This is a genomic window from Actinokineospora cianjurensis, assembly GCF_003663795.1.
Taxonomy (GTDB): Bacteria; Actinomycetota; Actinomycetes; order Mycobacteriales; family Pseudonocardiaceae; genus Actinokineospora; species Actinokineospora terrae.
The window spans coordinates 231538-257393 of sequence record NZ_RCDD01000006.1; the positions used below are offsets into that span (position 1 = coordinate 231538).

Consider the following 25856-nt stretch of genomic DNA (forward strand, 5'->3'; position numbering starts at 1 on the left):
TGACGGGGGTGTGGTCGCCGCCAGGGTGGCCCGAGAGGAGGCAGTCATGCCTGCTGTCACCGCCGACACGTTGACCCTGCCCCGCCTGCCCGTCCTGCCCGAGTCGGACACGGTCTGGCGCGGGGTGCGCACGACGGTGCGGGCCGAGTCCTTCCTGGAGGGCGAGGGTTTCCGGGTCCGCAGGCCGTTCCCGGGCGTCGACCTGGCCATGGCCGACCCGTTCCTGCTGCTCGACCACATGGGAGCCGTCGAGTACGGCCCCGGCGAGGCCAAGGGCGCGCCGTGGCACCCGCACCGCGGGTTCGAGACGGTCACCTACATGATCGACGGCGCGATGGCGCACACCGACTCGATCGGCGGCGGTGGGCTCATCACCGACGGTTCCACCCAGTGGATGACCGCCGGTAGCGGGATCCTGCACAACGAGGTGCCGCCGCCGGAACTGGTCGCGAAGGGCGGGCTGTTCCACGGCGTGCAGTTGTGGGTGAACCTCCCGAAGGCGCTGAAAATGGTGCCGCCGCGTTATCAGGACATTGCTGCGGGTGACGCGAAGTTGCTCGCCAGCGAAGACGGTGGCGCTCTTGTGCGCGTTATTGCAGGCGACCTCGCTGGATATCAGGGGCCGGGGTCGACATACACGCCGATCACTTACCTGCACGCGACTGTGGCTGCCGGAGCACGGTTGACCTTGCCTTGGCCGGAGGACTTCAACGCACTCGCTTATGTGCTGTCCGGCCGCGGCACTGTTGGCAGGGAAGGCAGGCCGTTGCAGGAAGGTGAGCTAGCCGTGTTCGGCGAGTCCGGCCAGGCGCTCATGTTGCGCGCGGCGGACACCCAGCCTGGCAACTCCCCGACCTGGGAGGTGCTCGTGCTCGGTGGCCTGCCGATCAACGAACCGGTCGCCCGATACGGTCCGTTCGTGATGAACACCCGCCGGGAGATCCTGCAGGCGTTCGACGACTACCAGGCCGGGCGGCTGGGCCAGATCCCCGTCGCCCACCGCAGTTCCGCCGACATCACCGAGGAGGACGCGTGACCGACCTCGCCACGCTCTACGAACTCGGGCGCCGCTACCGCGAGGGCGGCGACCCGGCCACCGCGGCCCGCTACCTGGCGCAAGCCGCTGAGCTGGACCCGACCTCGCGCGCGGTGCTGACCGAGTTGGCGCTCGCGCACTTCCAGTCCGCCGCGCTGGGCAAGGCCGAGGCGACCGCCCGCTCGCTGGTCGAGCTCGACCCGTCCGACGCGTTCGCGCTGACCCTGCTCGGCCGCGCGCTGGCCAGGCAGAGCAAGCACGCCGAGGCCGTGCCGCACCTGCGGCTGGCGGCGGCGATGACCGGGTCGGCCGAGGCCGGTTCCGCGCTCGCGGAATGTGAGTCACGCCTCACCTAGCGTGTGCCGAAATGCCCGCTGATTGGGTGGAAAACCTTCCACCCAATCAGGCAACCGAGTGCGTGTCGAAGCGTCCTGGAATGCATGGACGTTGGTCTCATCGCGGTTGTCGTGGGGGCGTTGCTGCTCGTCAGCGGTCTCATCGCCTTCACCAAGCGCCGCATCAAGCAGTGATTGTGTCCGGCCAATCGCATTCCGTGACATTCACACCGGCGTAACACACCAGGTCCCTTGGGCCTCTTGCGGCGGCCCGCATTGGGCTGAAAGAGTGATGGCCACTCCGGCCGGCACGCCGCGCGAAAACCCTGTGGGCACCTCGACGCCCTTCGTGGTGGCGGCCGTCTCTAGGAAGGTTCTCGCCATGACGCTCGCGAACGGGACACCGACGTCCCCGACCAGGATCGCCGCGGCCAGGGAGGTCGAGTCGATGCACAACGCGGAGCAGTGCAGCAAGGCGGCGCGCACGGTCGCCGACCACTCCGCCGACGCCTCCGACTGCCTGCGCCTGCTCGACATGCTCGGCCTCGACCCGGCCGACGGCAAGCGCCGCTAGAACAAGCCAGGTTCTTCCTCGGGGACCACGTCCGCCCACCGGTGGCGGCGCAGGTCGACCTTGTCGCCGTCGGCGAGCACCCCCTCCGCGCGCAGCCGCGCCAGCTGTTCCTCGGCCAGGTGCGGCGCGGGCGTGCCGTTGGCGCGCAGCACCCGGTGCCACGGCAGGTCGTGGCCGTCCTCGGCCAGGACCTTGCCCACCAGCCGCGGTGACGGCGCCTTGGTCAGGTCCGCGATGTCGCCGTAGGTGGCCACGCTCCCCTCGGGGATCGACTTGATCGCCTCGCGCACCCGCTCGTGCAGTTCCTCGTCCACGGTCATCCCCTGAGGAAGTCGGTCACCAGAGCGCCCACGCGTTCCGGCGCGTCCACATAGACCACGTGGCCGCAGTCAAGGTCAACAACTGTCGCCGGACCGGCCGAGTCGAGGAACTCCTGGCCGACGTAGGGCGCGCGCAGCGCCCGCACGACCAGCGTGTCGTCGGTCGGCGCGGGCACCGGTCGGCACATCTCGCTCCACGCCGTGACCACCGCGGGCGGGCAGTACCGGGGTCGCCAGCCGTCGCCGACGCGCTGCCAGTGCGCCGCGACCTCCTCGGCCACCACCTCGTCCGACGCCGCGGGCCAATCGCCACTCTGTGCAGCGATGGGGTCGCTCACCGTCGTCGCCGCGCTTTCCGCGTACGCCAACGCGTCTTCCGGCCGGACGCTCACCGCGGGGTCGAGCAGGACCACCTTGCCCACGCGGTGGCGCGGCAGGTGCAACGCGATCAGACCGCCGAACGAGTGCGCCACGACCGGCGGCGCGTCCAGGCCGAACGCGTCGATCACCGCGAGGACGTCCTCGACGTGCTGCTCAAGCGTCCACGGCGGCAGCGCGGGGGAGTGGCCGTGCCCGCGCAGGTCAGGGGCGATCACCCGGTAGCCGGGCAGGTGCCGCTCGGCCAGCGCGCGGTACCGGCCGCCGTGCCCGGTGACCCCGTGCAGTGCGAGCAACGGCTGCGCGTCCGGCGGTCCGAAGACGTGCACGGTCAGGGCGTCGGCCATACCGCGCATCATCCCATCCGCCCGCGTTGGGCGTGCCGCGTCCGGGTCCCGGTGGCGGCCGTGGTCCAATCGGCGGATGGTCGCCGGGAAGTCGCCGCTCGCTCCGCGGCTGGTCCGCGGGCCGCAGCCGCGCAGGCGCCCGGTGCGCTGGGGCGAGGACGCCCGCAGGGTGCTCTCCGGTGCCGACGGCTTCGTCCGCGTCCTGGGTGGTCCCGGCTCGGGCAAGACGACCCTGCTCGCGGAGTTGGCCGCCGACCGGATCCTGCGCGGCGGGGTCGACCCCGAGCAGCTGCTGGTGCTCACCGCGAGCCGCCGTGCCGCGGCTGACCTGCGCGGACGCATCACCGAGCTGCTCACCGACCAGGGCGCGCCCCGGACCGTGCGGGAACCGCTGGTGCGCACCGTGCACTCCTACGCCTTCGCCGTCCTGCGCATCCAGGCGATGCTGCACGACGGCCCCGGTCCGCGGCTGCTGTCCGGTCCCGAGCAGGACGCGGTGATCCGGGAGCTGCTGGCTGGCGACATCGACACGGGCGCCCGGCACTGGCCGGAACGGCTGCGTCCCGCGCTCGCCGTGCCCGGGTTCGCCGAGGAGCTGCGGGACCTGATCCTGCGCGCCGCCGAACGCGGCCTCGGCCCCGAGGACCTGGTGGACCTCGGCAGGCGGGAAGGGCGCGAGGAGTGGATCGCGGCAGGCCGGTTCGGGCACCAGTACGAACAGGTCACGCTGCTGATCGGGTCGGCGGACAGCGGCATCGCGCACACCGCCGCGCCCGCGCTGGACGCCGCCGAGCTGGTCGCAGGCGCCCTGCTGGCCTTCGACACCGACACCGAGCTGCTCAACGCCGAACGCGACCGGGTCAGGTACCTGCTCGTCGACGACGCCCAGCACCTCGACCCGTTGCAGTACGCGCTGTTGCGGACACTGGGCGGCGCGGCGAAGGAGTTCGTCGTCGCGGGCGACCCGGACCAGGCGATCTTCTCCTTCCGCGGCGCCGATCCCGCGTTGCTGCGCGATGCCGACCCCGGTGGCGGCACGGTGGTTCTCGGGTCCGGTCATCGGATGGCACCCGCTGTGCGTCGGGCGGTGTCGCACCTGGCGGCGCGGTTGCCGGGCGGGGTGCGGCGGGTCGACAAGAGCCAGGCCGAGGGCGGGACGGTGATGGTGCGGCTGCACCCGTCCGCCGCGGCCGAGGCGAGCTGGGTGGCGAACCAGTTGCGGCGCGCGCACTTGCTCGACGGCGTGCCGTGGGCCGACATGGCCGTGCTGGTGCGCTCGGCGACCCGCTCGGTGCCGGTCTTGCACCGAGCGCTCGCGGCAGCGGGGGTTCCGGTCGCGGCACCGGGCGACGAGCTGCCGCTGTCGCAACAGCCCGCTGTGCGGCCGTTGTTGGCCCTGCTGCGGTGCGCCGCCGTGCCCGCGATGCTCGATCCGGCGTTGGCGGAGATGTTGCTGTCGTCGCAGCTCGGTGGCGCGGATCCGTTGGCGCTAAGGCGGTTGCGGCGTGGTCTGCGGCGGTTGGAGCTGACCTCCGGTGGCGACAAGTCGAGCGACGAGCTGCTGGTCGAGGTCATCAACGACGACGACAAGCTCAGCGCGCTCGCCGACACCGAGGCGGGTCCGGTCCGCCGGGTCGCCGGGCTGATCTCCCTGGCGCGCAAGGGGATCGACGAGGGCGTCGGGCTGGAGCAGATCCTCTGGGACGTGTGGCAGACCAGCGGCCTGGAGGCGCGGTGGGTGACCGTCGCCTCGCGCGGTGGGCCGGTCGGGGCGCAGGCGGACCGGGACCTGGACGCGATCGTGGCGTTGTTCCACACAGCGCAGCGGTACGCGGAGCGGCTGCCCGGGTCGGACGTCACGGGATTCGTGAGTCACATCGTGTCGCAACGGATCGCGGGCGACACGCTCGCACCCACCGCGCCGCAAGGGGATGCTGTCGCCGTGCTGACCGCGCACGCCGCCGCTGGTCGCGAGTGGGCGGTCGTGGCGGTGCCCGGCGTGCAGGAAGGTGCCTGGCCGGACCTGCGGCTGCGTGGGTCGCTGCTCGGTGTGGAGCGGTTGGTCGACATGCTTTCCGGTGTGGGGGAGCAGGTTTCGGCGACGGCGCCGTTGTTGGCTGAGGAGCGGCGGCTGTTGCTGGTCGCGGCGTCCCGGGCCCGGTCGAAGCTTCTGGTCAGCGCGGTGCGCGGGGACGACGAGCAGCCGTCGCGGTTCCTGGCGGAGTTGGCCGGTGCCGACACGGCGGAGACCGACATGCCGGTGCCGATGGCCGAGCAGGAACGGGCGCTGGTGTTGGCCGACCTTGTCGGTGAGCTGCGGCAGGTCGTGTGCGACGCGGGTGTCGACGCGGCTCGGCGGGGTCAGGCGGCGCGGCAGTTGGCCAGGCTGGCCGAGGCGGGCGTGCCGGGGGCCAACCCGGACAGTTGGTACGGGCTGCCGGAGTTGACGACCGTCGCCCCGCTGCGCGCCGCTGACGAGCCGGTGCGGGTGTCACCGTCCACAGTGGAGATCCTGGCGAAGTGCCCGCTGCGGTGGATGGTCGAGCGGCACGGGGGGCAGGACCCGGCCGAGTTGGCGGCGGTCACCGGGACGCTGGTGCACGCGCTGGCCCAGGCGGCGGCGTCCGGGGTGCCGCGCGCGGAGTTGGTGGTCGAGTTGGACAAGGCGTGGAACTCGGTCGACGCCGGTGCGCCGTGGTTCTCCCGGCGGGAGCGGCAGCGGATCCGCGCGATGCTGGACACCTTCCTCGGCTGGATGGCGTCCACCCGCTCGGAGTTGACGCAGGTGGCCGTCGAACGCGAGGTCACCGTCGAACTCCCGGACAAGATCACCGTCGCAGGCCGGGTGGACCGCCTGGAGGTCGACGCCGAGGGGCGCCCCGTCATCGTCGACATCAAGACCGGCAAGTCCCCGGTCAGCGCCAACGACGCCGAGGAACACCCCCAACTCGCCGTGTACCAACTGGCCGTCGCCTACGGCGCCTTCGCCGACCTCGGCACCGACCCCGGCGGCGCCCGCCTGCTCTACGTCGCCAAACCCAACAAGAAGACCAGCGCCACCGAACGCACCCAGTCCCCGGTCCACGGCGACTCCGCCACCCACTGGCTCACCATCGTCCGCGAAGCAGCGGCGTCGACCGTGGGCCCGGAGTACACCGCCTACGAGAACCCGGACTGCCCCCGCTGCCCCGTCCGCACCGCCTGCCCCCTGCACCCCAGCGGCCGCCAGGTCACCGAGTAGGTCTGACCCGCGCGTCCACGCGGGCGGGTTGTCGGGGGTGCGGAGTACATTGCGGCGTTGAGGTGAGGATTGCGCGGGTGAGGTGGAGGTCTCGGTGAGTTTGCCGCTGCCCGGGTTGGCGCTGGTCAGCCCGGTGGAGTTGGCGGCCGAGTTGGGGTTGAAGCCGCCCACCCGGGAGCAGGCCGAGGTCATCTCCGCGCCGCCGGAACCCGCGCTCGTCGTCGCCGGGGCGGGGGCGGGCAAGACCGAGACCATGGCCGGGCGCGTGGTCTGGTTGGTGGCCAACGGGCTGGTCACGCCGGAGCGGGTGCTGGGGTTGACCTTCACCCGCAAGGCCGCCCGGCAGCTCGCCGAACGGGTCAGGGCCAGGTTGCGCAGGCTCGCGGGCGCCAAGCTGCTCGACAAGCTCGACCCGACCGGTGAGCGCAAGGCCGCCGTGTTCGCGGGCGAGCCCACGATCCTCACCTACCACGCCTACGCGGGCCGACTGGTCGCCGAGCACGGCCTGCGCCTGCCCGTCGAGCCCGGTGCCCGGCTGCTCACCGAGACCGCGGCGTGGCAGGCCGCGCACCGCGTCGTGTCCACTTGGGGCCAGGACCTCGACACCGACTACGTGCCCGCCACCGTCACCCAGTACCTGCTCTCCCTCGCGGGTGAGCTGGCCGAGCACCTGGTCGAGCCGGACGCGCTGCGTGCGCACGCCGAAGCCGTCTGCGCCGCCATCGAGTCCGCCCCCCGCGCCAAGGGGCAGCGCGCCGAGCCGTCCCAGGACCTGCAGAAGATCCTTGTCACGCAACGGTTCCGGGTCGCGCTGCTGCCGCTCGTGCAGGCATACGCCGACCGCAAGCGCAAGGAGGGCGCGCTCGACTTCGGTGACCAGATGTCGTTGGCCGCCAAGCTCGCCGCAAGCCACCCCGAGACCGTCGCCGGTGAGCGGGTCCGGTTCGGTGCCGTGCTGCTCGACGAGTACCAGGACACCGGGCACTCCCAGCGGGTGCTGCTGCGATCGCTGTTCGGCAGCTCGCTGGAGTACCCGGACGCCGAGCCGATGCCGGTCACCGCGGTCGGCGACCCGGCGCAGGCGATCTACGGCTGGCGCGGCGCGAGCGCGGCCAACCTGCCCCGGTTCACCACCGACTTCCCGCAGAAGCACCGCGGCCGCAAGGAACCCGCGACCCGCTACGGCCTGCTCACCAGCTTCCGCAACCCGCCGGAGGTGCTCGAACTCGCCAACGCCGTGTCCGACCCGTTGCGCCGCAGCGGGTTGGAGGTCGACGAGCTGCGCGCCCGCGAGGAAGCGCCGCCAGGCGACATCCGGATCGCCCTGCTGTCCGATGTGGACACCGAGGTGCGGTGGCTGGCCGACCAGGTCGCGGACCGGTGGCACGCCGTGGTCGATGAGCGCGGCACGCCGCCGACAGCCGCCGTCCTGGTGCGCCGCCGCGCCGACATGGCCGACATCGCCACCGCCCTGCGGGAACGCGGGTTGCCGGTCGAGGTCGTCGGTCTCGGTGGTCTGCTCGACGAACCCGAGGTGCGCGACCTGGTCAGCACCCTGCGCGTGTTGATCGACCCGCTCGCCGGTACCGCCGCCGCCCGCCTGCTCACCGGGTCGCGCTGGCGCGTCGGTGCGGCCGACCTGGCCGCGTTGTCGCGCCGCGCGAGCGAACTGGCCGGTGCGTACGCCACCGAGCCGGGCAACCTCGTGCCCGGGGAGGGCGCCGAGCAGGCCGGGTTGGTCGACGCGATCGACGACCCCGGCGAGCCCGCGCTGTACTCCGAGGCGGGCTACCGGCGCGTCCGCGCCCTCGGCCGCGAGCTGACCGTGCTGCGCCGCAGGCTCGACCAGCCGCTGCCCGAGCTGGTCGCCGACGTGGAGCGCACCATGCTGCTCGACATCGAGGCCACCGCCCGCCGCGGTGGTGCGGGCCGGGCGCACCTGGACGCGTTCGCCGACGTCGTCGCCGACTACGCGCAGGCGGCCCCGGCGGCGAGCCTGTCCGCGCTGCTGGACTACCTGGCCACCGCGGAGGCCGCCGAGGACGGGCTGGAGCCGGGCGAGGTCGTGGTCGCCGAGGACCGGGTGCAGATCGTCACCGTCCACTCCGCGAAGGGCCTGGAGTGGGAGGTCGTCGCCGTCCCGCACGTGGTGCGCGAGGTGTTCCCGAGCGGTCGGCGCGGCGGCAGTTGGCTGCGCACGGTCACCGAACTGCCCGCCGACCTGCGCGGCGACGCCGTCGACCTGCCGAGGCTGAACCTGGCGGGCGCGGCCAACCGCAAGGAGGTCGAGCAGCAGCTGAAGATCCACAACGAGGAGTTCGCCGAGCGCGGCCTGCTGGAGGAGCGGCGGCTGTTCTACGTGGCGCTGACCAGGTCGGAGCGGGTGCTGCTGGTGTCGGGGCACTGGTGGGCGCGCACCGGGGGCACGCCGCGCGGCCCGTCGGACTTCCTGACCGACCTCGGCGGGTACGAGGCGTACGTGGACGTGTGGGCCGAGGAGCCCGAGGAGGGCACCGAGAACCCGCTCACCGCCGCCGTCCGGTCCGCGCGCTGGCCCGCCGACCCGTTGCGCGACCGGCGGTCCGATGTGGTGGCGGGGGCGGAGCTGGTGCGTGCCGAGTTGGCGGCGTTGCGCGCGGGGCAGGACGCGGTCGAGGAGGAGGACGACCCGGACGGCTGGGTGCGCGACACCGACGTCCTGCTGGCCGAGCGGGCCTCCGGGGGGCGCCAGGAGCAGGTGCGGTTGCCGGACAGCCTCTCGGTGAGCCAGCTCGTCGAACTGGCCGCCGACCCGACCGCGCTGGCCCGCAGGCTCCGCCGCCCGCTGCCGTTCCCGCCGAACCCGGTCGCCAGGCGGGGTACCGCCTTCCACGCCTGGCTGGAGCGCCGGTTCGGCTCCCGCGCCCTGCTCGACCTGGACGAACTCCCCGGCGCGGCCGATGACGACGCCGCCCCCGACACCGAGCTCGACCGGCTGCGCGACGCGTTCCTGGCCAGCGACTGGGCCAACCGCACCCCGCACGAGGTCGAGGTCCCGTTCGCCACCGACGTCGACGGCATCGCCATCCGCGGCCGGATGGACGCCGTCTACCTCGACCAGGACGGCGGCTGGACCATCGTCGACTGGAAGACCGGCCGCGTCCCCGACGACGACCACCTCCCGGCCCTCACCGTCCAACTCGCCGCCTACCGCCTCGCCTGGTCCGGCCTCTCCGATGTCCCCTTGGACCGGGTCCGGGCCGCTTTCCACTACGTCCGCCCCAACACCACGCTCCGCCCCGCCGACCTCCTGGACGCCGACGGCCTCAAGGCGCTGCTCCGCACCATCCCCCACGCCGAGTAACGGGCTGACTCCGCAGGCGATCTACACAGGCGTGTCCATCACTCCCGCTGGGATCCGCAATGACGAGCCCGCCTCGGTTGACGCGCTCGATCGGGACAAGATCGCCAGGGCGTTGGCCACGGCGGTGAAGGTGTGTGACACGCCGTTGGTCGTAGGCGTCTACGGGTCCTGGGGGACCGGTAAGACCTCCCTGATGAAGTTGGTGCAAGGGGAGCTGGAGAGCGAGACCGACTTCTACACCGTCTGGTTCGACTCCTGGCAGCACCAGTTCGATGAGAACCCGGCCATAGGGCTGCTCCACACCATGGTCGCCCAGTTGGGTCTAGCCGAGAAGAGCGGCAGCGAGGCCCGGGAACTGCTCACCTCCGTAGCAGGGGCGTTCACGGACGTGACCCAGTGGGTGCGGCCGCTGGTTGATGGCGCTGCCGATCTCGATGAGCTCAGGCAGCGGTTCTTGGACGAACGGTTCAAGGCCCGTGAGCAGCAGATCTTGCTCCACAAGCACCTGCGTGACCTGCTCGACAAGGCAACCGAGCGCGGTGCCATCCGGCTGGCGTTCTTCATAGACGACCTGGACCGGTGTCTGCCCGAGTACATCCTCAAGACCCTTGAGGCGCTCAAGCTGTTCCTGAACATCTCCGGCTGTGTCTTCGTCCTCGGTGTCGACCGGGAGGCGCTGGAGAGCACTATCCGCGCCCGTTACGGCGACCAGGGCATCAGTGAGCACTACCTCGACAAGATCGTGCAGGTGCCGTTCGCGCTACCGCCGATCACCAAGGCGGCCGCGACCCGGTTCGTGAAGTCGATGCTGCCGGAGGAGCTCGTTGGGGTCACCGACGACATCGTCGCCGGGCTCGATCCCAACCCGCGGCAGCTCAAGCGGTTCGTCAACTCGTTCATCCTCAACAACGAGCTGGCCAAGGAGATCTTCGAGGGCCCGGACTACAGCCCGATCGTGCTGGTCGACCTGCTGATCGTGCAGTACCGGCTGCCCGCGTTCTACAAGGAGATCGCCGAGTCGCGGCAGGCGCTGATCGCCGACCGGCCGGACAAGACGGTCGCCGGGGTCGACCAGTTGTCGTCGGTGCGCAGGTTGGTCGACCTGGTCGCCAGGGACCCGTCCGCACTCGACGGTTACATCTACCTCTCCGAGGCCATCAGCGTCCGCCGGATCGCCTTCGACGTGGTGGTCACCGAGGTCGGCGAGTTCCGCATCCAGCTGATCAAGGTGCTGCGCGAGGTGCTCGGCTGCACCCTCACCGAGGCGCGCGACCTGGCCGAGTCCCCGCCGCCGATCATCATCGCCACCGCCAAGGCCAGGGCGGAGGCGGAGGTGCTGCTGGACAGGGTGCTGGCCACCGGCAGCACCGGCGAGATCCGCTGAGGAGGGTGGGAGCGAGCGGATCCGGGGGCGGGTGGGTAGCCTTCCGGCCGTGAGTCGCACGGTGGGGAAGTGGCGGTGATCCGCCCACGGCGCTCGGCTGAGGACCTCGCCGGACGGGCCGAGCACGACCTGGTCGGCATCATCCGCATGCCGGAGAGCAGCGTCAGCCCGGTCACCGCCATCGTGCGCCGGATCGCCTGGGCGGTGGTGGCGCTGTTCGCGGCCGTCCTGCTGGTCTACCTCGACCGCGACGGCTACCGCGACGTCAACGAGGACGGCATCTCCTTCCTCGACGCCGTCTACTACGCCACCGTGTCCCTCTCGACCACCGGCTACGGTGACATCACCCCGGCCAGCGACTCGGCCAGGCTGCTCAACATCCTGGTCATCACCCCGTTGCGGGTGCTCTTCCTCATCGTCCTGGTCGGCACCACGCTCGCGGTGCTGACCGAGCGCTCCCGGCAGGCTTTCAAGATCCAGCGGTGGAGGTCGAACGTGCGGGACCACGTGGTGGTCGTCGGGTACGGCACCAAGGGCAGGTCGGCGGTGAGCGCGGTGCTCTCCGACGGGGTCGAGCCGAGCCGCATCGTGGTCGTGGACACCGACCAGGCCATGTTGGACGCGGCGTCGTCGCTCGGGCTGGTGACGGTGCACGGCTCCGGCACGAGATCGGACGTGCTGCGGGTCGCAGGCGTGCCCAGGGCCAAGTCGGTGGTGGTGGCGGCCAGCCGGGACGACTCGGCGGTGCTGATCACGCTGACCGCCAGGGAGATGTCGCCCAACGCGCAGATCGTGGCCGCGGTCCGCGAGACCGAGAACGTGCACCTGCTGCGCCAGTCCGGCGCGAACCAGGTGGTGGTGTCCAGCGAGACCGCGGGGCGGCTGCTGGGCATGGCGACGCACACGCCGACCGTGGTGGACATGGTCGAGGACCTCATCACCCCGGACGAGGGCCTGGCCATCGCCGAGCGCGAGGTCGAGGACAGCGAGGTGGGCGGGTCGCCGCGGCACCTGCCGGACATCGTGCTGGGGCTGGTGCGGGCCGGGAAGCTCTACCGGGTCGACTCCTCGGAGGCCGACGCCATCGAGCTCGGTGACCGGTTGCTCTACATCCGCAAGGTGACCCCGGCGGAGGACTGACGGTTCCTCGCGCGGTCTGCGACGATCCGGGCATGCGAGTCCCGTTCGCCATACCGGCGTCCGCCGTGAAGCTGGCGGCTGTCGCGGCGTTCAGCGTCATCGTGGCGTTGGGGCTGGCGTTCGGTGGTGCGTTGGGGCACTGGTCCAGCGGGCCGGAGACGGCCACGACGGTTAGCGCGACCGTGCTCGCTGGGGTCCCGTGCGACGGCAGCGGCCAAGAGCGGGTCTCCTACGTCACCGATGGCGGCAAGCAAGAGGCATTCTTCGACGCTTGCGGGCACGAGTCCGGCGAGACGGTAGAGGTAACCGTCGGCGATGGGGTCGTCCACCTCGCCAGGGCCACGACGGGGGCGACGCTGGATGCCCGCCCCTTCGCCGTAGTCCTTCTCGTCTTCGCTGGGATCGCAGGAGCGGGTTTCACCCAACTCAAGCGGCGGGACTAACTGACGTCGGCCGCGGCTGCCAGCCACGTGTTGCACGGCGCGGTTCGGTTGGTGGTGAACCCGTGCTCCTGCCACGCGCCGTAGTGCTGTTGGCTGCCGTGGTCACGCGGGAGGTCTTCCTGCCAGTCGCCGCGTTCGTAGCCGTCGGCGAGCATGTCGCGGATGACGGTGTCGGTGATCGAGCCGCCGCCGTGCTGACCACCGGCGAACCACATCCCACCCAGGCACTGCGCCTGGAGTTCCGACCGCCGTGACAGCTCAAGACCGACCGGGGTTTGGTCACCGGCGGCGTAGCGCGCGTCCCAGTAGGCGTCCGAGACACCGGAGAGCGCCTGGATGTGGTGGCCGAACTCGTGCGCGAACAACGCCAGGTACGACCCGGTCCTGGTGCCGAGCTTCTCGGTCTGCAGGCCCTCGAAGGGCATGTAGATGGTGCTGTCCTGCGCGCAGTAGAACGCGGCCCAGCCCGCTTCCGCGGTCCCGCAGGGGCTGGTCCACGTCTTCCCGCCGGGGAACGCCAGCTTGGGAGTGGCGTAGGGCAGGCCCGCGCGCTGCATCACCGGCGCCCACGCCTGGTCGAAGCACGGTAGAGCCGCGGTGAAGAACGCCTGCGTGGCCTTCGGGTCGCTGCGCCAGGCGGGGAGGTCGCACGTTGCCGCGTTGACGCCGTTGGTGGCGCTGAACAACGGGTTGTCGCCGAGTGCGATGACCGGCTTGGGACCCGACTGTGTGGTTGTGGTGGGTTGGGACGACCTGATCGTGGTTGTCCTAGCGGACGTCGTGGTGCGGCTGGTCGTGGATGTCGTAGTGGCCGTCGTTGTCGTAGTGCGCGGCGAGGCTGTCGTAGTGGGAGCGGAGTAGCCGACATCGTTGGACCGGCTCCGCTTACCTGCCAACTGGACGTACCCGACCAACGACGCCCCCGCGAGCAACAGGACGACCACGCAGATCGAGACCACCATGCCGGTGTTGGACTTCCGAGGCACCGGTGCGTAACCGTGCGGCGGCCACGGAGTCCTTTGTGGATATGACGGCTGCGGGTAGTGCTGACCGGGGTACTGCTGCGGCGGGTACTGCTGCGTGTGCGGCGGGTATTGCTGCGCTGGGTACTGCAAGGTCGGGTACTGCGGTAGGGGATAGCCCTGTGGCGCCTGGTAGCCCGGTAACGCCATCGGCGGCGGTGCCACCGGCATCGGTGGCGGGTATGGGCCGTGTGGGCGCCACGGACCCAGAGGCGGATGGCTCATCGTTCCCCCGTGTCGGCTTGGGTCGACCAATTCGGCCAGACCGGCGGTGAGCATAAGGGCGCTCGGCTATCGTTCGCTGCCGTGTTGAGGAAATGGGGGATCACCGTCGCGGCGGTGATGGCGTTGTTCACCGTGTGTGTGGTTGCGGGCTCTGCGGCGGCGCAACAGCCGACGTTCCCGTCGATACCGCCCACGGTGCCGAGCATCGATTTCCCGATCCCCAAACCGGGTCCGACCGGGACGGTGAAGCCGCCGGTGATCGATCCGATCCCGCCAACAGGAGGCCCGAGCAAGCCTCCCGGCGCTGTTCAGCCTATCTTGCCTGGCAGCGTCAACATCCAACTCAAGGTCGAACGCGACGGTAGCCTCACCGTCCGCGAGCAGGTCATCGTGCGCGCGAAGCAGCGGATGGTCCGTGTGGCACCGCTGCGCGTCGGCGACCGTGTGTTCACCGTCCGTAACGCCAAGGTCGAGGGCAACGGCACGGTTGACGTCACCGCAGACACGCTCACCGTGCGCCTCGACGGCGGTGCGTCGACAGTCCTCTACACCGTGGACGGCACCATCGACGACCTCGGCGACCGGCAGGAGTTCCGCTGGCAGCCGGTGAGCGGGTGGGACACCAAGCTGACCCTGGTGCGGGTCTCGCTCCTCACGCCGCGCCCCGGCCGCGACTTCGTCTGCCTCGCCGGGCGCCCCGGGACCGAGGACACCTGCCAGTCCGCCCTGACCGACAGCGGCGTCCTCCGGGTCAGCCAGTCCGATCTGGACAGTGGGTCGCGGGTCGACCTGTCCGCCAAGCTGCCCGCCGGTCTTGTCCCGGCCAACGCGCGGTACGAGAAGGCAGCCTCGACCGCGTTCGCCGTGACTCCGCTCAGTGGCACTGGATTGGGGCTTGTCGGCCTCTTGCTTCTAGGTGGATTCGTCTTCCTCTGGCGTGCACGCGAACGTGACGCCAAGATGCTCGCCGCCGAGGTAGGGCCGGTCGAACTTGTTGTCAACGATGGCGGCAAGGTCACCTTCGCCTCTCCCGACGGCGTCCTACCGGGACAGGCTGGTGCTCTCCTCGCCGAGCGCGCAGATCACCGCAAACTCGCGGCCACTGTCGTAGACCTCGCCGTCCGCAACTACCTGTGGGTCACCGAGTCCAGTGGCGACTGGCAGATAGTCCGGCGCAACGCCGCAGATGACGCCCTTACCGACTACGAGCGCGTCGTCTACCGCACGTTGCTGCCAGAGGACACGGAGTCGGTCACTCTCTCGTCCCTGCGGACCTCCCCGCTTGACGTCACCGCAGCCCGGACCGCGATCCACGCTGACGCCGTCTCCCGCGGCTGGTTCACGCGTACTCCCGGCGGGCTTGGTCGCCTGGGTCTCGTCGGGGCCGCTGTGTTGGCGGTCGGAGTGGTCGGGTCGGTAGTGCTGTCGTTGACCGGTGGTCCTGCCTTGCTCGCCGTGGCGGTTGGTCTATGCGGTCTTGGACTGCTCATCGGCGCTCGGTTCGTTCCGGTTCGCACCCAGCGCGGATCTGCCCTGGCACAGCAGGTTCGAGGTGTCGCGGCGTTCCTCGCGAGCGTGGGGCCCGAGTCGGTGCCCAGTGAGCGCGAAGTGGTGTTCTCCCGGTCGCTGCCCTACGCCGTCGCCCTCGATGCGGCCGAGCGCTGGCTGACCGGGTTCGGCCCGGTCGACCTCGCAGGCGTGCACTGGTACGCCTCCCAGGACCCGGATCTGGGTGCTGACCAGCGGGAGTTCGCCACCCGGCTGACTCCGTTCCTCGGCGCGCTCGGCCAGGCGTTCGGCGCGACCGAAAAGCACTGACAGTTGCCAATTGGTAACACGTCTGACCTGGACATACACACCATTGGGGGTAATTAGCGGATTCACGGTCACGCGGTGTACGTTTCGCGCACTTATCGCGTGTTCTGGGAGGTCCGCTTGCTCACGTTCGTGAAGCGCGCCGCTGTGGCGATCGCGACCGGGTTGACCCTGGTGGCCACCGCGGTGCCCGCCCTGGCCCAGGACGACCCGGACCTGTCCTTCCCGGACTACCCGATGGACGAGGTGGTCAGCCCGACCCCGGCCACCGTCGCCAGCATCTGCAAGAAGGGCGTGCGCTCGGTCGAGGTCGCCATCCACGACAGCGGGCCGTTCACCGTCCGCCTCGTGGGCTCGGACCTCCCGGCGAAGACCACCAAGGCCAACGACGAGCCCAAGGTGACTTTCAAGCCCGTCCCGCCCGGTGAGTACACCGTCGAGATCGACGGCGCGGGCGAGGCGTCCGACGGGCTGCCCGTCGTGGTCCGACCGTGCACCGAGGACACCCCGTCCGAGGACCCCCTGGAGGTCTCGGTCCAGTGCCGCGGCGGCTGGGGCATCGTGACCGCGAAGGTCACCAACCCGTCCACCGACGAGGTGCGCGAGTACGCGATCGATATCGACCTGCCCTACACCCACTCCGGTGAGATCGCCCCGGGTGTGGCGTACACGGTCGTCGACAACGCCTACGACGACCGCGACAAGTACCAGATCAAGCTGCACGGGCCGGGCTTCGACCCGCCCATCATCAAGACCTTCAGCGTCAACTGCCGTTCGGGCAACGCGCCCGGTTTGGGCACGTACGCGCAGTGCGACGCCAAGGGCAACATCAACAGCTTGCCGAACCTGTGGGTCGAGATCGACAACCCCAACCGGATCTCGGTGGACTACACCGTCTCCGCGCACGAGGCGACCAAGACCGTCACGGTTCCCGCTGTCGGGCACGGTAGCGCCAACCTCGGCCCGATCGAAGCGGGCGACTACAAGGTCATCGTGAAGGGCTCGGACGGCACCGAGACCGTCACCGGTGTCTCCGTGGACTTCTGCGAGGACGTCAAGGTTGACACCGACGGCCTGCAGATCTCCTCCCGCTGCGTCGACGAGCAGTCGGTCGTGACCTTCCGCTACTACGCGGTCGGCCCCTACCCGGCCGAGCGGAAGTTCACCATCGACGGCAAGCCCGGCTTCGAGGAGAACGTGCGCTTCGACGGCGACGGCGTCTACCAGTGGACCCGCCACGTCGGCGTGTTCGCGGACGGCGGCTACACCGCCCACCTGACCGGTTCCGGCCTCACGACCACCGAGACCTTCAAGGTCGACTGCGAGCGGGACGAGACCACGACGCCGACGACCCAACCGTCCACCCCGGACACCACGACGACGGCGCCGCCGACCAGTTCGACCGGGACGACCCCGACCGGCGGGTCCACCACCACCTCCCCGGCACCGCAGGGCGGCACCGCGCCCAACGCCGACGGCGGCTCCGGTGACCTGCCCGTCACGGGCGTGGCCGTCGGCGGCATGGTGCTGCTCGGCCTCGCCGCCCTCGGCGGTGGCGCGTTCCTGCTGATCGCCCAGCGGCGCAAGCGCTCCGGTCGGCAGTCGGCCTAGTCCACAAGACCCTGATTCATCCACAGGCGGACACGCACGGTGTCCGCCTGTGGCGCACCTCCCGTAGGCTCGGCCGCGTGACCGTTTCCCAGCCGCACCGCTACACGCTCGCCAACGGACTGCGGGTCGTCCTCGCCCCCGACGACACCGCGCCGGTCGTCGGCGTCAGCGTGCATTACGACGTGGGCTTCCGGTCCGAGCCGGAAGGCCGGACGGGGTTCGCCCACCTGTTCGAGCACCTGATGTTCCAGGGCAGCGAGAGCCTGGAGAAGCTGGCGCACTTCCGGCACGTGCAGTCCTCCGGTGGCACCTTCAACGGGTCCACCCACCCGGACTACACCGACTACTTCGAGGTCCTGCCCTCGGCGGCGCTGGAGCGCGCGCTGTTCCTGGAGGCGGACCGGATGCGCGCTCCCAAGCTCACCGAGGAGAACCTGCGCAACCAGATCGACGTGGTGAAGGAGGAGATCCGGCTCAACGTGCTCAACCGCCCCTACGGCGGTTTCCCGTGGATCCTGCTCCCGCCGGTGCTGTTCGAGACCTTCCCCAACGCGCACAACGGCTACGGCGGGTTCGAGGACCTGGAGCAGGCCACGGTCGCCGACTGCGCCGCGTTCTTCGACACCTACTACGCCCCCGCGAACGCGGTGCTGACCGTCGCCGGTGACTTCACCCTCGACGGCGCCAAGGAGCTCATCGAGCGCCACTTCGGCGACGTCCCGGCCCGCCCGCGCCCGCAGCGGCCCTCCTTCGCCGAGCCGCCGCCCGCCGCCGAGGTGCGCGCCGACCACCCGGACCCGCTCGCCCCGCTGCCCGCCGTCGCCATCGGCTACCGCATCCCGGACCCGATCGACGAGCTCGACGCCTACCTGGCGTACCTGGTGCTCGCGGGCGTCCTCACCGACGGCGACGGCTCCCGCCTGCAGCAGCGCCTGGTCTACGGCGACCAGCTGGTCACCGAGGTCAGCGCGGGCTGCGGCATGTTCGGCCCGTTCGAGGCCCGCGACCCGGACACCTTCACCATCACCGCGATGTACTCCCCGGACGCGGACCTGGCCCCCGTGCTGGCCGCCATCGACGAGGAACTCGAGCGCCTCGCCAGCACCCCGCCGGACCAGGAGGAGCTCGCCAAGATCACCGCCCGCTGGGCAGCGAGTCTGCACAAGGAACACGACCGCATCGTCAGCCGCACCCTGGCCCTGGGCGCGTTCGAACTCCTCTACGGCAACCCGTCCCTGGTCTACGAACTCCCCGACCGCATCAACGCCGTCACCCCCGACGCCGTCGCAGCGGCCGCAAAAGCCCTCCGCCCAGACTCCCGCGCCATCCTCACCGTCACCCCCGCCGGTGGTGGTGCCGAGTGACCCCCCGACCGACCCCGGCACTCCCCGGCGGTAGTGCGTGACCCACCCTCCAGCACCACCCACCACCCCACCCGGCGGCACCGCGTGATCACACTTACGCGCCCCCCCGCCGCCAGGGCGACTCCCACGGAGCGCAACACCTCCGCGACCGGGAAACGCCCCTACGCACCCGCCACGGTCATCGATCCCAGCCCGGCCCTCGCGATCGTTGGCCCCCACGCCCCCGTCACGGTCGTTGGTCCTAGCGCGTCCCTCGCAGACGCCGGTCTCCACCCGGCCTTCACCGGTGTTGGTCCTCACGCGCCTCTCGGAGGCGTTAGTCCCCGCCCGGCCCTCACCACGGTCGTTGGTCCCCACGCGCGCCTCTCAGACGCTGGTCGCCACCCCGCCCTCACCGGCGTTGGCCCCCACGCGCCCCTCACGGTCGTTGGTCCCCACCCGGCCTTCACCGGTGTTGGCCCTCACGCGCCTCTCGCAGGCGTTAGTCCCCGCCCGGCCCTCACCACGGTCGTTGGTCCCCACGCGCCCCTCTCAGACGCTGGTCTCCACCCGGCCCTCACGGTCGTTGGCTCCCACGCCCCCGCCACAGTCGCTTGTCCGAACGTCCCCCTCACAGTCGTTGGCCAACCACGCGCTCCTCGGATCCGCTGGTGCCAGGCCGGCTCGATGGGGTGGACTTGTTTTGTGTGGGGGGACGGCACACGTAGCGTCGTTCGCGGCAGGGCCTGCTTTTCGGCCCCTGCTTTGCGGTTCTGCCCGGGTGTCGTAGGGGCCCCGCGCAAAACAAGTTCGCCGCATCGAGCTTGTCACTTGAATCGCGTCCCGGCCAATGCCGCAGGCGAGGCGTTGATCGTCGACGCCGCAGGCGAGATCGAGAGCCGCCACCCCTCAGCTCAAGATCAAACCGCCCAAAGCACCCCCCGATATACAGCTTACCGACGCCCACCCGCAGACCGGGCCGAGCAATCCACAGCCCAGCATCGAGCACCCCAGACCGACCCACTCGGTCACGCCCGTTCCCCGCTCTACCGGTGGCCGCCCAAGACTCCCTCGACGGCGCAGCCGAGACCGAGAGCCGCACAGCCCAGCAACCACGCACAGTCCAGGAGGACAGCAGTGAGCCGCACCGCAGAGGAGATCGGGCGCACCGAGGTGGGGCCCCGGCCGCTCCCGCCGTTGGGTGAGCAGCGGGCGGCGACCAACCTGTCGGTCGTGGACACCGTGCTGGACCACGGGTTGCGGGTCATCGCGGTGCACCAGCCGACCGTGCCGATGGTCGAGGTGCGGCTGCGGGTCCCGTTCGCCGGTGCCGAGTCCGCGCACGCGGCGACCGCCGAGGTGTTGGCCGCCGCCATCCTCACCGGCACCGAGTCGCGCGACCGGGTCGCCGTGGACACCGAGTTGGCCCTGGTCGGCGGTGAGCTGTCCGCCGCGGTCGACCCCGAGCTGCTCTCCCTCGGCGGCAACGCGCTGGCCAGTGGGTTCGACACGCTGCTCGCCGTGCTGGCCGACGCGCTCACCGGCGCCACCTACGCCGACGACGAGGTCGCCGGGGAGAAGGCGCGGTTGATCGAGCGGATCTCGGTGGCCAAGTCCAGGCCGAACGTGATCGCCCGCCAGGCGTTGCAGCGGCACCGCTACGGCGATCACCCGTTCACCCGCGAGCTGCCCGAGGCCGCCGACGTCGCGGAGGTGGAGCCCGCCGACGTGCGCGCACTGCACCAGGCCGCCGTGTTGCCGCGGGGTTCGGTGCTGGTGCTCGTCGGCGATGTCGAGCCGGAGCGCGCCGTCGCCGGTGCCGCCGCCGCGCTCGGTGGCTGGCAGTCGGACGCCGCCGCGTCGGTTCTGCCCGCGCTGCCGCCGATCACCCCGGGCGACCTGCTCGTGGTGGACCGCCCCGGCGCGGTCCAGTCGCAGATCCGGCTCTCCGCGCAGTCGATCACCCGCACGGACCCGCGCTACCCGGCGCTGCAGCTGGCCAACCTGACCTTCGGCGGCTTCTTCTCCTCCCGCCTGGTGGAGAACATCCGCGAGGACAAGGGCTACACCTACCACGCGCGCTCGTACCCGGAGTTCACCCCGGACGGCGCGACGCTGCTCATCGACACCGACACCGCGAGCGACGTCACCGCGGCCGCGCTGCTGGAGATCCGCTACGAGCTGGGCCGGTTCGCGCTGGTGGCGCCGGACGAGGCCGAGGTGGAGATCGTCCGCCAGTACGCCATCGGGTCGCTGCTCACCAGCACCTCGTCGCAGGGCGGCCTCGCCTCGCAGATCGCGGCGCTGGCCGTGCTCGGTCTCGGCGTCGAGTGGCTGATCGGCCACCCGGACCGCCTCAAGGCCGTCACCGCGGCCGAGGTCGCGGAGGCGGCGCAGGAGTTCTTCGCCCCCACCCGGTTCACCGGCATCATCGTCGGCGACGTCGAGAAGCTCGCCCCGCTCGCCCGCATCGGCGGCGTCCGCTTCCCGTGACCGCGACCCCGCGCTGTCCGGTGTGGACAGCGCGGGGCCAGCTAGCACCGTGCTGTCCTCCCGCCCCGCCGGGAGTGTGTTGACCAGGGGGAAACGCGTGACCAGCGAACCGTTCCGACTAGCCGCGCTGCCCACGCTGTCGCGCGCGACAGCGGCCAGGGACGAGACCGCCCGCAAGGACCCGGAGCGGCTCGACCGGCTGTGGAAGGCGGGCCGGGTGCTGCTGGTGGACAAGCAGGGCCGCACCCCGGTCCGCGACGGCGGCACCGCGCTGGCGCCCCGCCCGGCCCTCGCGTTCGCCGACGAGCGCCCCGCCGAGGCCATGCTGCTCGGTGAGCAGGGCGACGAGTCGTACTGGGTGCTGTCCTCGGACGAGGAGTTGCGCCCGGTCCCGGCCCCGCCCGGCGCGTGGAGCCTGTGGGCGGGCGCGGAATCGGCCGACGGCGAGCAGTGGCACGACCTGCGCGGCGTCGGCTCCCTGCTCGACGACACCGCCGCCGGCCTGTTCACCACCGCGGTCGGCCTGGTCAACTGGCACGCGCGGGCCCGGTTCTGCGCCAAGTGCGGGTCCCCGGTCGACCGCACCGCCGCCGGGTGGGCCAGCAAGTGCACCGGGTGCGGACGCGAGGAGTACCCGCGCACCGACCCGGCGGTGATCTGCCTGGTCCACGACGGCGGCGACCAGGTCCTGCTGGCCCGCCAGCCCATCTGGCCCGCGCACCGCTACTCGGTGCTCGCGGGTTTCGTGGAGACCGGCGAGTCCCTGGAGGCGTGCGTCGAGCGGGAGATCGCCGAGGAGGTCGGCGTCGAGGTCACCGACATCCGCTACCTGGGCAGCCAGCCCTGGCCGTTCCCCCGCTCCATCATGATCGGCTTCACCGCGGCAGCCGACCCCGCCGCCCCGCTGGTCCCCGCTGACGGCGAGATCGAGCACGCCCACTGGGTCCACCGCGACCGGGTCGTCGAGGCACTGGCCAACGGCGGCCAGCTCCCGGACCTGATCCTGCCGGGGGAGACCTCCATCGCCCGGCAGATGGTCGCGGGTTGGGCTGGGCGCTAGAGCAGCCAGCTCAGCGGCATGATGATCAGGATGCCGACCACGGAGATCAGTGTCTCCATGATGGACCAGGTCTTGATCGTCTGACCGACGCTGAGCCCGAAGTACTCCTTCACCAGCCAGAACCCGGCGTCGTTGACGTGGGAGAAGAACAGCGAGCCCGCGCCGATGGCCAGGGCGAGCAGCGCGGCGTGCGTCGGCTCCATCCCGACCGCCAGCGGGGCGATGATGCCCGCCGCGGAGATGGTGGCCACCGTGGCCGAGCCGGTCGCCAGCCGGATCGCCACCGCGATCAGCCAGCCGAGCAGCAGCGGCGAGAAGTTCGCGTCCTTGGCCAGCCCGGTGATCACGTCGCCGACGCCCGCGTCCACCAGCGTCTGCTTGAAGCCGCCACCCGCGCCGACGATCAGCAGGATCCCGGCGATCGGCGGCAGGGACTCGCCGATCGAGGCGGCGAGCTTGTCGCGCCCGAACCCGCGCCCGAGGGTCACCATCCCGACCAGGACCGCCAGCAGCAGCGCCACCAGCGGGGCGCCGAGGAAGTCCAGCACGTGCCGGACGGTGTTCTCCTTGGCCAGCAGGATGTCCGCGAGCGCCTTGCCCAGCATCAGCACGACCGGCAGCAGCACCGTGGCGAGCGTGGCGGCGAAGCTCGGCCTGGTCGTCGGCCGCTCCACCTCGTCATCGACCACCGGTGCCTCGACCGGCACCCACCTGGCCGCGAACCGGGCGAACACCGGCCCCGCGATGATCACCGTCGGGATCGCCACCAGCACGCCGAGGCCGAGGGTCAGCCCGAGGTCGGCCTTGAGCGCGTCCACCGCCACCAGCGGACCGGGGTGCGGCGGCACCAGCCCGTGCAGCACCGACAGGCCCGCCAGCGCCGGGATGCCCAGCAGCATCAGCGGTTTGCCGCTGCGCCGCGCGGCCAGCAGCACCACCGGGATCAGCATGACCAGGCCGATCTCGAAGAACATCGGCAGCCCGATCAGCGCCGCCACCAGCGCCATCGCCCACGGCAGCTTCCGCCCGGACGCGCGCCCCAGGATCGTGTCGACGATCTGGTCGGCGCCGCCGGAGTCGGCCAGCAGCTTGCCCAGCATGGCGCCGAGCGCGATCAGCACGCCCACACCGGCCACAGTGGACCCGACGCCCTTGGTGAAGCTCTCGATCAGCGCGCCGACCGGCATCCCGGCGACCAGCCCCAGCGTGCCGGCGCCGAGCACCAGGGCCAGGAACGGGTGGAACTTGACCTTGGTGATCAGCACGACGATCAGCGCGATGCCGAGCACGGTCGCGCCGATGAGCCGGGTGTCGTGGCCGGTCCAGGCCGCCGCCGTGATCAGGGGCTCGGTCATGGCTGTCCTCCTTCGAACTCGGCCAGCCCGCGCGCGGCGGCCGCGGCGAGCTGGTCGGGGGGATCGGTGATGTCGAGTTCGAGGCCGGGCTCGCCCTCGGCCAGCGGTTCCAGGTCGGCCAGTTGGGAGTCCAGGAGCGACACCGGCATGAAGTGCCCGCTGCGGCCGCGCATCCGGTCCGCCAGCAGTTCTCGCGAACCGTTGAGGTGGACGAAGAACACGCGTTCGTCCCTACCGAGCAGGTCCCGGTAAGAGCGCTTGAGCGCGGAACACGTGACGACACCGCCGCCGTCGTGGGCGCGTTCGCGGATCCAGTCCGCGATCGCGTCCAGCCACGGCCAGCGGTCCTCGTCGGTAAGAGGGGTACCGGCGCTCATCTTGGCGATGTTCGCCGCGGGGTGGAACTCGTCCGCCTCGGCCAGCGGAGCCCCGAGCTGTTCAGCCAGCAGCGTGGCGACGGTTGTCTTGCCCGACCCCGCCACGCCCATCACGACCACGACGCTGTGCACCGACTCAGTGAAGCTCAAAGGTAGTACTTATTCAAGAGTTCGACACGTATTGGTCATATGAGTGAGACACTGGTGGGGTGACCTCAGGACTGCCCGGGCGCCTGCTCGACGACATCGGACCCGCCATCGTGAGCGGGAAGTACCCCCCGGGCGCCGTGTTGCGCACCGAGGAGTTGGAGCGCGCGTTCCGGGTCTCGCGCACGGTCGTCCGCGAGGCGTTGCGCGTGCTGGAGGCGATGCGGCTGGTCAGCAGCCGTCGTCGGGTCGGCATCACGGTGCTGCCGCGCGTCGACTGGAACCTCTACGACCCCCGCGTCATCCGCTGGCGGCTCGACGGCTCGGACCGGGCCGACCAGCTGCGATCCCTGACCGAGTTGCGATCGGCGACCGAGCCGGTGGCCGCCGCGCTCGCCGCTGCCCGGGCGACCCCGGAGCAGGCCGGTCGGCTCACCGAGCTCGCCGTCCAGCTGCGCTCCACCACGCATGACCTGGACGCGTTCCTCGTGCACGACATCGCCTTCCACCGGTTGCTCTTGGTGGCGTCGGGCAACGACATGTTCTGCCAGCTGGGGGATGTGGTCGACGCGGTCTTGACCGGCCGCACACAGCACCACCTGATGCCTCCTAGGCCGAAGGCCGAGGCTGTGCGGCTGCATGTCGAGGTGGCGGAGGCTGTCGCGGCGGGTGACTCGGCGCGCGCGGAGGGGGCCATGCGGGCCATCGTCACCGAGGTGATGGAGGACCTCAGGAGGTGAGCAGGTCCGCGACCAGGGTCTCGGCGACGGCGTCTTCCGGCACGGCCCACCCGGCGCGCATCGCCTCGGGGAGTTCGGGGTCCCACGGGGCTGTGAGGGGGTCTGGGCTCAGGGCCAGGAGATCGCGGCCGGAGACGAGCGCGTCGCGGTAGTCGGCGGCGGACATGCGCCACGGGGTGCCGCCGGTGATGGCCAGGGCCTGCTGGGTGATCAGCAGACCGTGCGCGTCGAAGTCGCCGTGCACGCGGGCGCTTCCCAGGCGGGACAACAGGGTCCGCGCGACCGGGTTGAGGTGGCCGGAGAGGCACACCAGCGGGACCCGGACCCCGGCGGCGATCGCGTTGTCCACAACCACCGGACTTGTGCACACCCAGGCGTCGACCCCGGCCGGGATGGCGTCGCGGATGGTCAGATGGGTGGGCAAGCCCAGCTCGGTCCGCGCCGCACACCCGGGGAAAGCCCATGTCAGCACCGTCGTCGACACCGCGTCCAGCAGTACGCCGCTGCGCTCCCACAGCCGCCGTTCGTCCGAAGTGGAGCGGGGTAGGGCCGCGCCGTGCGCCGTGGCCGCCGCCCGCAACACCAGTCCGGCCAGTCGAGTTCCGCGAACCAGGCCCAGATCGGACAACACCAGCCACGCCGCGGGTGCCGACGGGTCCAAGTGCAGCCGCGCGATGGCGGCTGCCGCCCTCGGCGCCACCTCGGCCAACTCGACTGGCGAGATCTTGGCGTACCGCCGGGCCTGATCCACCCACGCGGGCACCCACCCGCCACTGACCCCGGCCGCCGCGACCGCAGCCCCCAGGATGTCGTCCGCCGCCGCGGGCGCCACCACACTGCCTGCGGACTCCCCGAACAGAGAGGAGAGCACCTCGTCCAACCCACAACCGAACACAGCCCGCACCCGCGCGTCCAGCTCGGCGACCACCACGGTCATCCCGACCCCGGCGGTCACCTCGCGCCCCAACACCCCCGCCACCGCCCCCGCCGCGGCGGCGTCCGGGGCCTTGAACCCCAGCTTCACCTGCCCCCGAGCCACAGCGGTCCGCGCCTGCCGCCACAACACGGCAAACTCCGGCCGCCGGTACTCCTCGTTCACCACTGCTCCAGTCCACGCACGACCTGAC

21 protein-coding genes are annotated in these 25856 nt (G+C 71.3%); 15 read left to right on the forward strand and 6 right to left on the reverse strand.

The features are described from left to right. Positions 1–46 precede the first annotated feature (46 nt). The 4 genes from CLV68_RS28310 (at position 47) to CLV68_RS28325 (ending at position 1945) form a co-directional block, all read left to right on the forward strand. Positions 47–1036 carry a pirin family protein gene (locus CLV68_RS28310; RefSeq protein ID WP_121394055.1) on the forward strand — a complete coding sequence of 330 codons (990 nt, stop codon included), beginning with the start codon at positions 47–49 and terminating at the stop codon, positions 1034–1036. Then, the gene (locus tag CLV68_RS28315) at positions 1033–1392 is read left to right on the forward strand and encodes a tetratricopeptide repeat protein (RefSeq protein ID WP_092785327.1); all 360 of its coding nucleotides are present in this window, start codon (positions 1033–1035) and stop codon (positions 1390–1392) included. Before CLV68_RS28310 ends, CLV68_RS28315 begins: the two co-directional genes overlap by 4 nt. An 84-nt stretch (positions 1393–1476) precedes the next feature. Beyond that, the gene (gene mprA / locus CLV68_RS28320; RefSeq protein ID WP_092785325.1) at positions 1477–1566 is read left to right on the forward strand and encodes an MprA protease, GlyGly-CTERM protein-sorting domain-containing form; all 90 of its coding nucleotides are present in this window, start codon (positions 1477–1479) and stop codon (positions 1564–1566) included. Between the two features lie 187 nt (positions 1567–1753). After that, positions 1754–1945 (forward strand): hypothetical protein, encoded by a 192-nt coding sequence (locus CLV68_RS28325; RefSeq protein ID WP_147460193.1) that lies wholly within the window; start codon positions 1754–1756, stop codon positions 1943–1945. On the opposite strand, the gene CLV68_RS28330 is transcribed toward CLV68_RS28325, so the two are convergent. Then, positions 1942–2259, reverse strand: a complete 318-nt coding sequence (locus tag CLV68_RS28330) for an MGMT family protein (protein WP_211346797.1) — start codon at positions 2257–2259, stop codon at positions 1942–1944. The two genes, CLV68_RS28325 and CLV68_RS28330, sit on opposite strands and share 4 nt — an antisense overlap. 2 nt (positions 2260–2261) lie before the next feature. Continuing rightward, entirely contained in the window at positions 2262–2990 is a 729-nt protein-coding gene (locus CLV68_RS28335) for an alpha/beta fold hydrolase (RefSeq protein WP_170224635.1), read from the reverse strand. Positions 2991–3066: 76 nt separating this feature from the next. On the opposite strand from CLV68_RS28335, the gene CLV68_RS28340 reads away from it, so the two are divergent. From CLV68_RS28340 to CLV68_RS28360, 5 genes are all read left to right on the forward strand, one after another. Continuing rightward, entirely contained in the window at positions 3067–6231 is a 3165-nt protein-coding gene (locus CLV68_RS28340; RefSeq protein ID WP_121393950.1) for an ATP-dependent helicase, read from the forward strand. Between the two features lie 94 nt (positions 6232–6325). Beyond that, entirely contained in the window at positions 6326–9574 is a 3249-nt protein-coding gene (locus tag CLV68_RS28345; RefSeq protein ID WP_281274707.1) for an ATP-dependent helicase, read from the forward strand. Between the two features lie 31 nt (positions 9575–9605). Further along, a complete protein-coding gene (locus CLV68_RS28350) occupies positions 9606–10958 on the forward strand; it encodes a ribosomal protein L7/L12 (protein ID WP_170224636.1) in 1353 nt (450 codons plus the stop codon). Between the two features lie 75 nt (positions 10959–11033). Further along, positions 11034–12098, forward strand: a complete 1065-nt coding sequence (locus tag CLV68_RS28355; RefSeq protein ID WP_425426361.1) for a potassium channel family protein — start codon at positions 11034–11036, stop codon at positions 12096–12098. 32 nt (positions 12099–12130) lie between these two features. After that, positions 12131–12541: a hypothetical protein gene (locus tag CLV68_RS28360; protein ID WP_121393952.1), complete on the forward strand. Its 411-nt coding sequence runs from the start codon at positions 12131–12133 to the stop codon at positions 12539–12541. Here the strand turns inward: CLV68_RS28360 and CLV68_RS28365 are convergent. Next, positions 12538–13527: a neutral zinc metallopeptidase gene (locus CLV68_RS28365; protein WP_147460194.1), complete on the reverse strand. Its 990-nt coding sequence runs from the start codon at positions 13525–13527 to the stop codon at positions 12538–12540. The genes CLV68_RS28360 and CLV68_RS28365 overlap by 4 nt on opposite strands. A gap of 579 nt (positions 13528–14106) precedes the next feature. Here CLV68_RS28365 and CLV68_RS28370 point away from each other — a divergent pair. From CLV68_RS28370 to nudC, 5 genes are all read left to right on the forward strand, one after another. Next, positions 14107–15606 carry a DUF2207 family protein gene (locus tag CLV68_RS28370; RefSeq protein WP_170224637.1) on the forward strand — a complete coding sequence of 500 codons (1500 nt, stop codon included), beginning with the start codon at positions 14107–14109 and terminating at the stop codon, positions 15604–15606. Positions 15607–15681: 75 nt separating this feature from the next. Further along, a complete protein-coding gene (locus CLV68_RS28375; RefSeq protein ID WP_147460195.1) occupies positions 15682–17214 on the forward strand; it encodes a hypothetical protein in 1533 nt (510 codons plus the stop codon). A 77-nt stretch (positions 17215–17291) separates the two neighbouring features. Next, on the forward strand, positions 17292–18578 hold the full coding sequence (locus tag CLV68_RS28380) for a M16 family metallopeptidase (RefSeq protein WP_121393956.1): 1287 nt from the start codon (positions 17292–17294) through the stop codon (positions 18576–18578). A 1116-nt stretch (positions 18579–19694) separates the two neighbouring features. Beyond that, positions 19695–21050, forward strand: coding sequence for a M16 family metallopeptidase (locus CLV68_RS28385; RefSeq protein ID WP_121393957.1), 1356 nt, complete (start codon positions 19695–19697; stop codon positions 21048–21050). Between the two features lie 97 nt (positions 21051–21147). Next, positions 21148–22110 (forward strand): NAD(+) diphosphatase, encoded by a 963-nt coding sequence (gene nudC / locus CLV68_RS28390; protein WP_121393958.1) that lies wholly within the window; start codon positions 21148–21150, stop codon positions 22108–22110. Here the strand turns inward: nudC and CLV68_RS28395 are convergent. Continuing rightward, complete coding sequence (locus CLV68_RS28395; RefSeq protein ID WP_121393959.1) at positions 22107–23465, reverse strand: GntT/GntP/DsdX family permease; 1359 nt, start codon at positions 23463–23465, stop codon at positions 22107–22109. The genes nudC and CLV68_RS28395 overlap by 4 nt on opposite strands. After that, the gene (locus CLV68_RS28400; RefSeq protein ID WP_121394059.1) at positions 23462–23953 is read right to left on the reverse strand and encodes a gluconokinase; all 492 of its coding nucleotides are present in this window, start codon (positions 23951–23953) and stop codon (positions 23462–23464) included. Before CLV68_RS28400 ends, CLV68_RS28395 begins: the two co-directional genes overlap by 4 nt. Positions 23954–24051: 98 nt before the next feature. Between CLV68_RS28400 and CLV68_RS28405 the strand changes: the two genes are divergently transcribed. Further along, positions 24052–24729, forward strand: a complete 678-nt coding sequence (locus tag CLV68_RS28405) for a FadR/GntR family transcriptional regulator (RefSeq protein ID WP_121393960.1) — start codon at positions 24052–24054, stop codon at positions 24727–24729. Here the strand turns inward: CLV68_RS28405 and CLV68_RS28410 are convergent. Continuing rightward, positions 24719–25828, reverse strand: a complete 1110-nt coding sequence (locus CLV68_RS28410; protein WP_170224638.1) for a DUF2399 domain-containing protein — start codon at positions 25826–25828, stop codon at positions 24719–24721. The genes CLV68_RS28405 and CLV68_RS28410 overlap by 11 nt on opposite strands. Between the last annotated feature and the right edge of the window lie 28 nt (positions 25829–25856).

What these genes read in the sequence shown, in the direction of transcription:
- mprA (WP_092785325.1), top strand. Translation starts at nt 1,477, where the DNA reads ATGGACGTTGGTCTCATCGCGGTTGTCGTGGGGGCGTTGCTGCTCGTC.
- CLV68_RS28310 (WP_121394055.1), top strand. Translation starts at nt 47, where the DNA reads ATGCCTGCTGTCACCGCCGACACGTTGACCCTGCCCCGCCTGCCCGTC.
- CLV68_RS28400 (WP_121394059.1), bottom strand. Translation starts at nt 23,953, where the DNA reads ATGGGCGTGGCGGGGTCGGGCAAGACAACCGTCGCCACGCTGCTGGCT.
- CLV68_RS28340 (WP_121393950.1), top strand. Translation starts at nt 3,067, where the DNA reads ATGGTCGCCGGGAAGTCGCCGCTCGCTCCGCGGCTGGTCCGCGGGCCG.
- CLV68_RS28325 (WP_147460193.1), top strand. Translation starts at nt 1,754, where the DNA reads ATGACGCTCGCGAACGGGACACCGACGTCCCCGACCAGGATCGCCGCG.
- CLV68_RS28395 (WP_121393959.1), bottom strand. Translation starts at nt 23,465, where the DNA reads ATGACCGAGCCCCTGATCACGGCGGCGGCCTGGACCGGCCACGACACC.
- CLV68_RS28335 (WP_170224635.1), bottom strand. Translation starts at nt 2,990, where the DNA reads ATGGCCGACGCCCTGACCGTGCACGTCTTCGGACCGCCGGACGCGCAG.
- CLV68_RS28360 (WP_121393952.1), top strand. Translation starts at nt 12,131, where the DNA reads ATGCGAGTCCCGTTCGCCATACCGGCGTCCGCCGTGAAGCTGGCGGCT.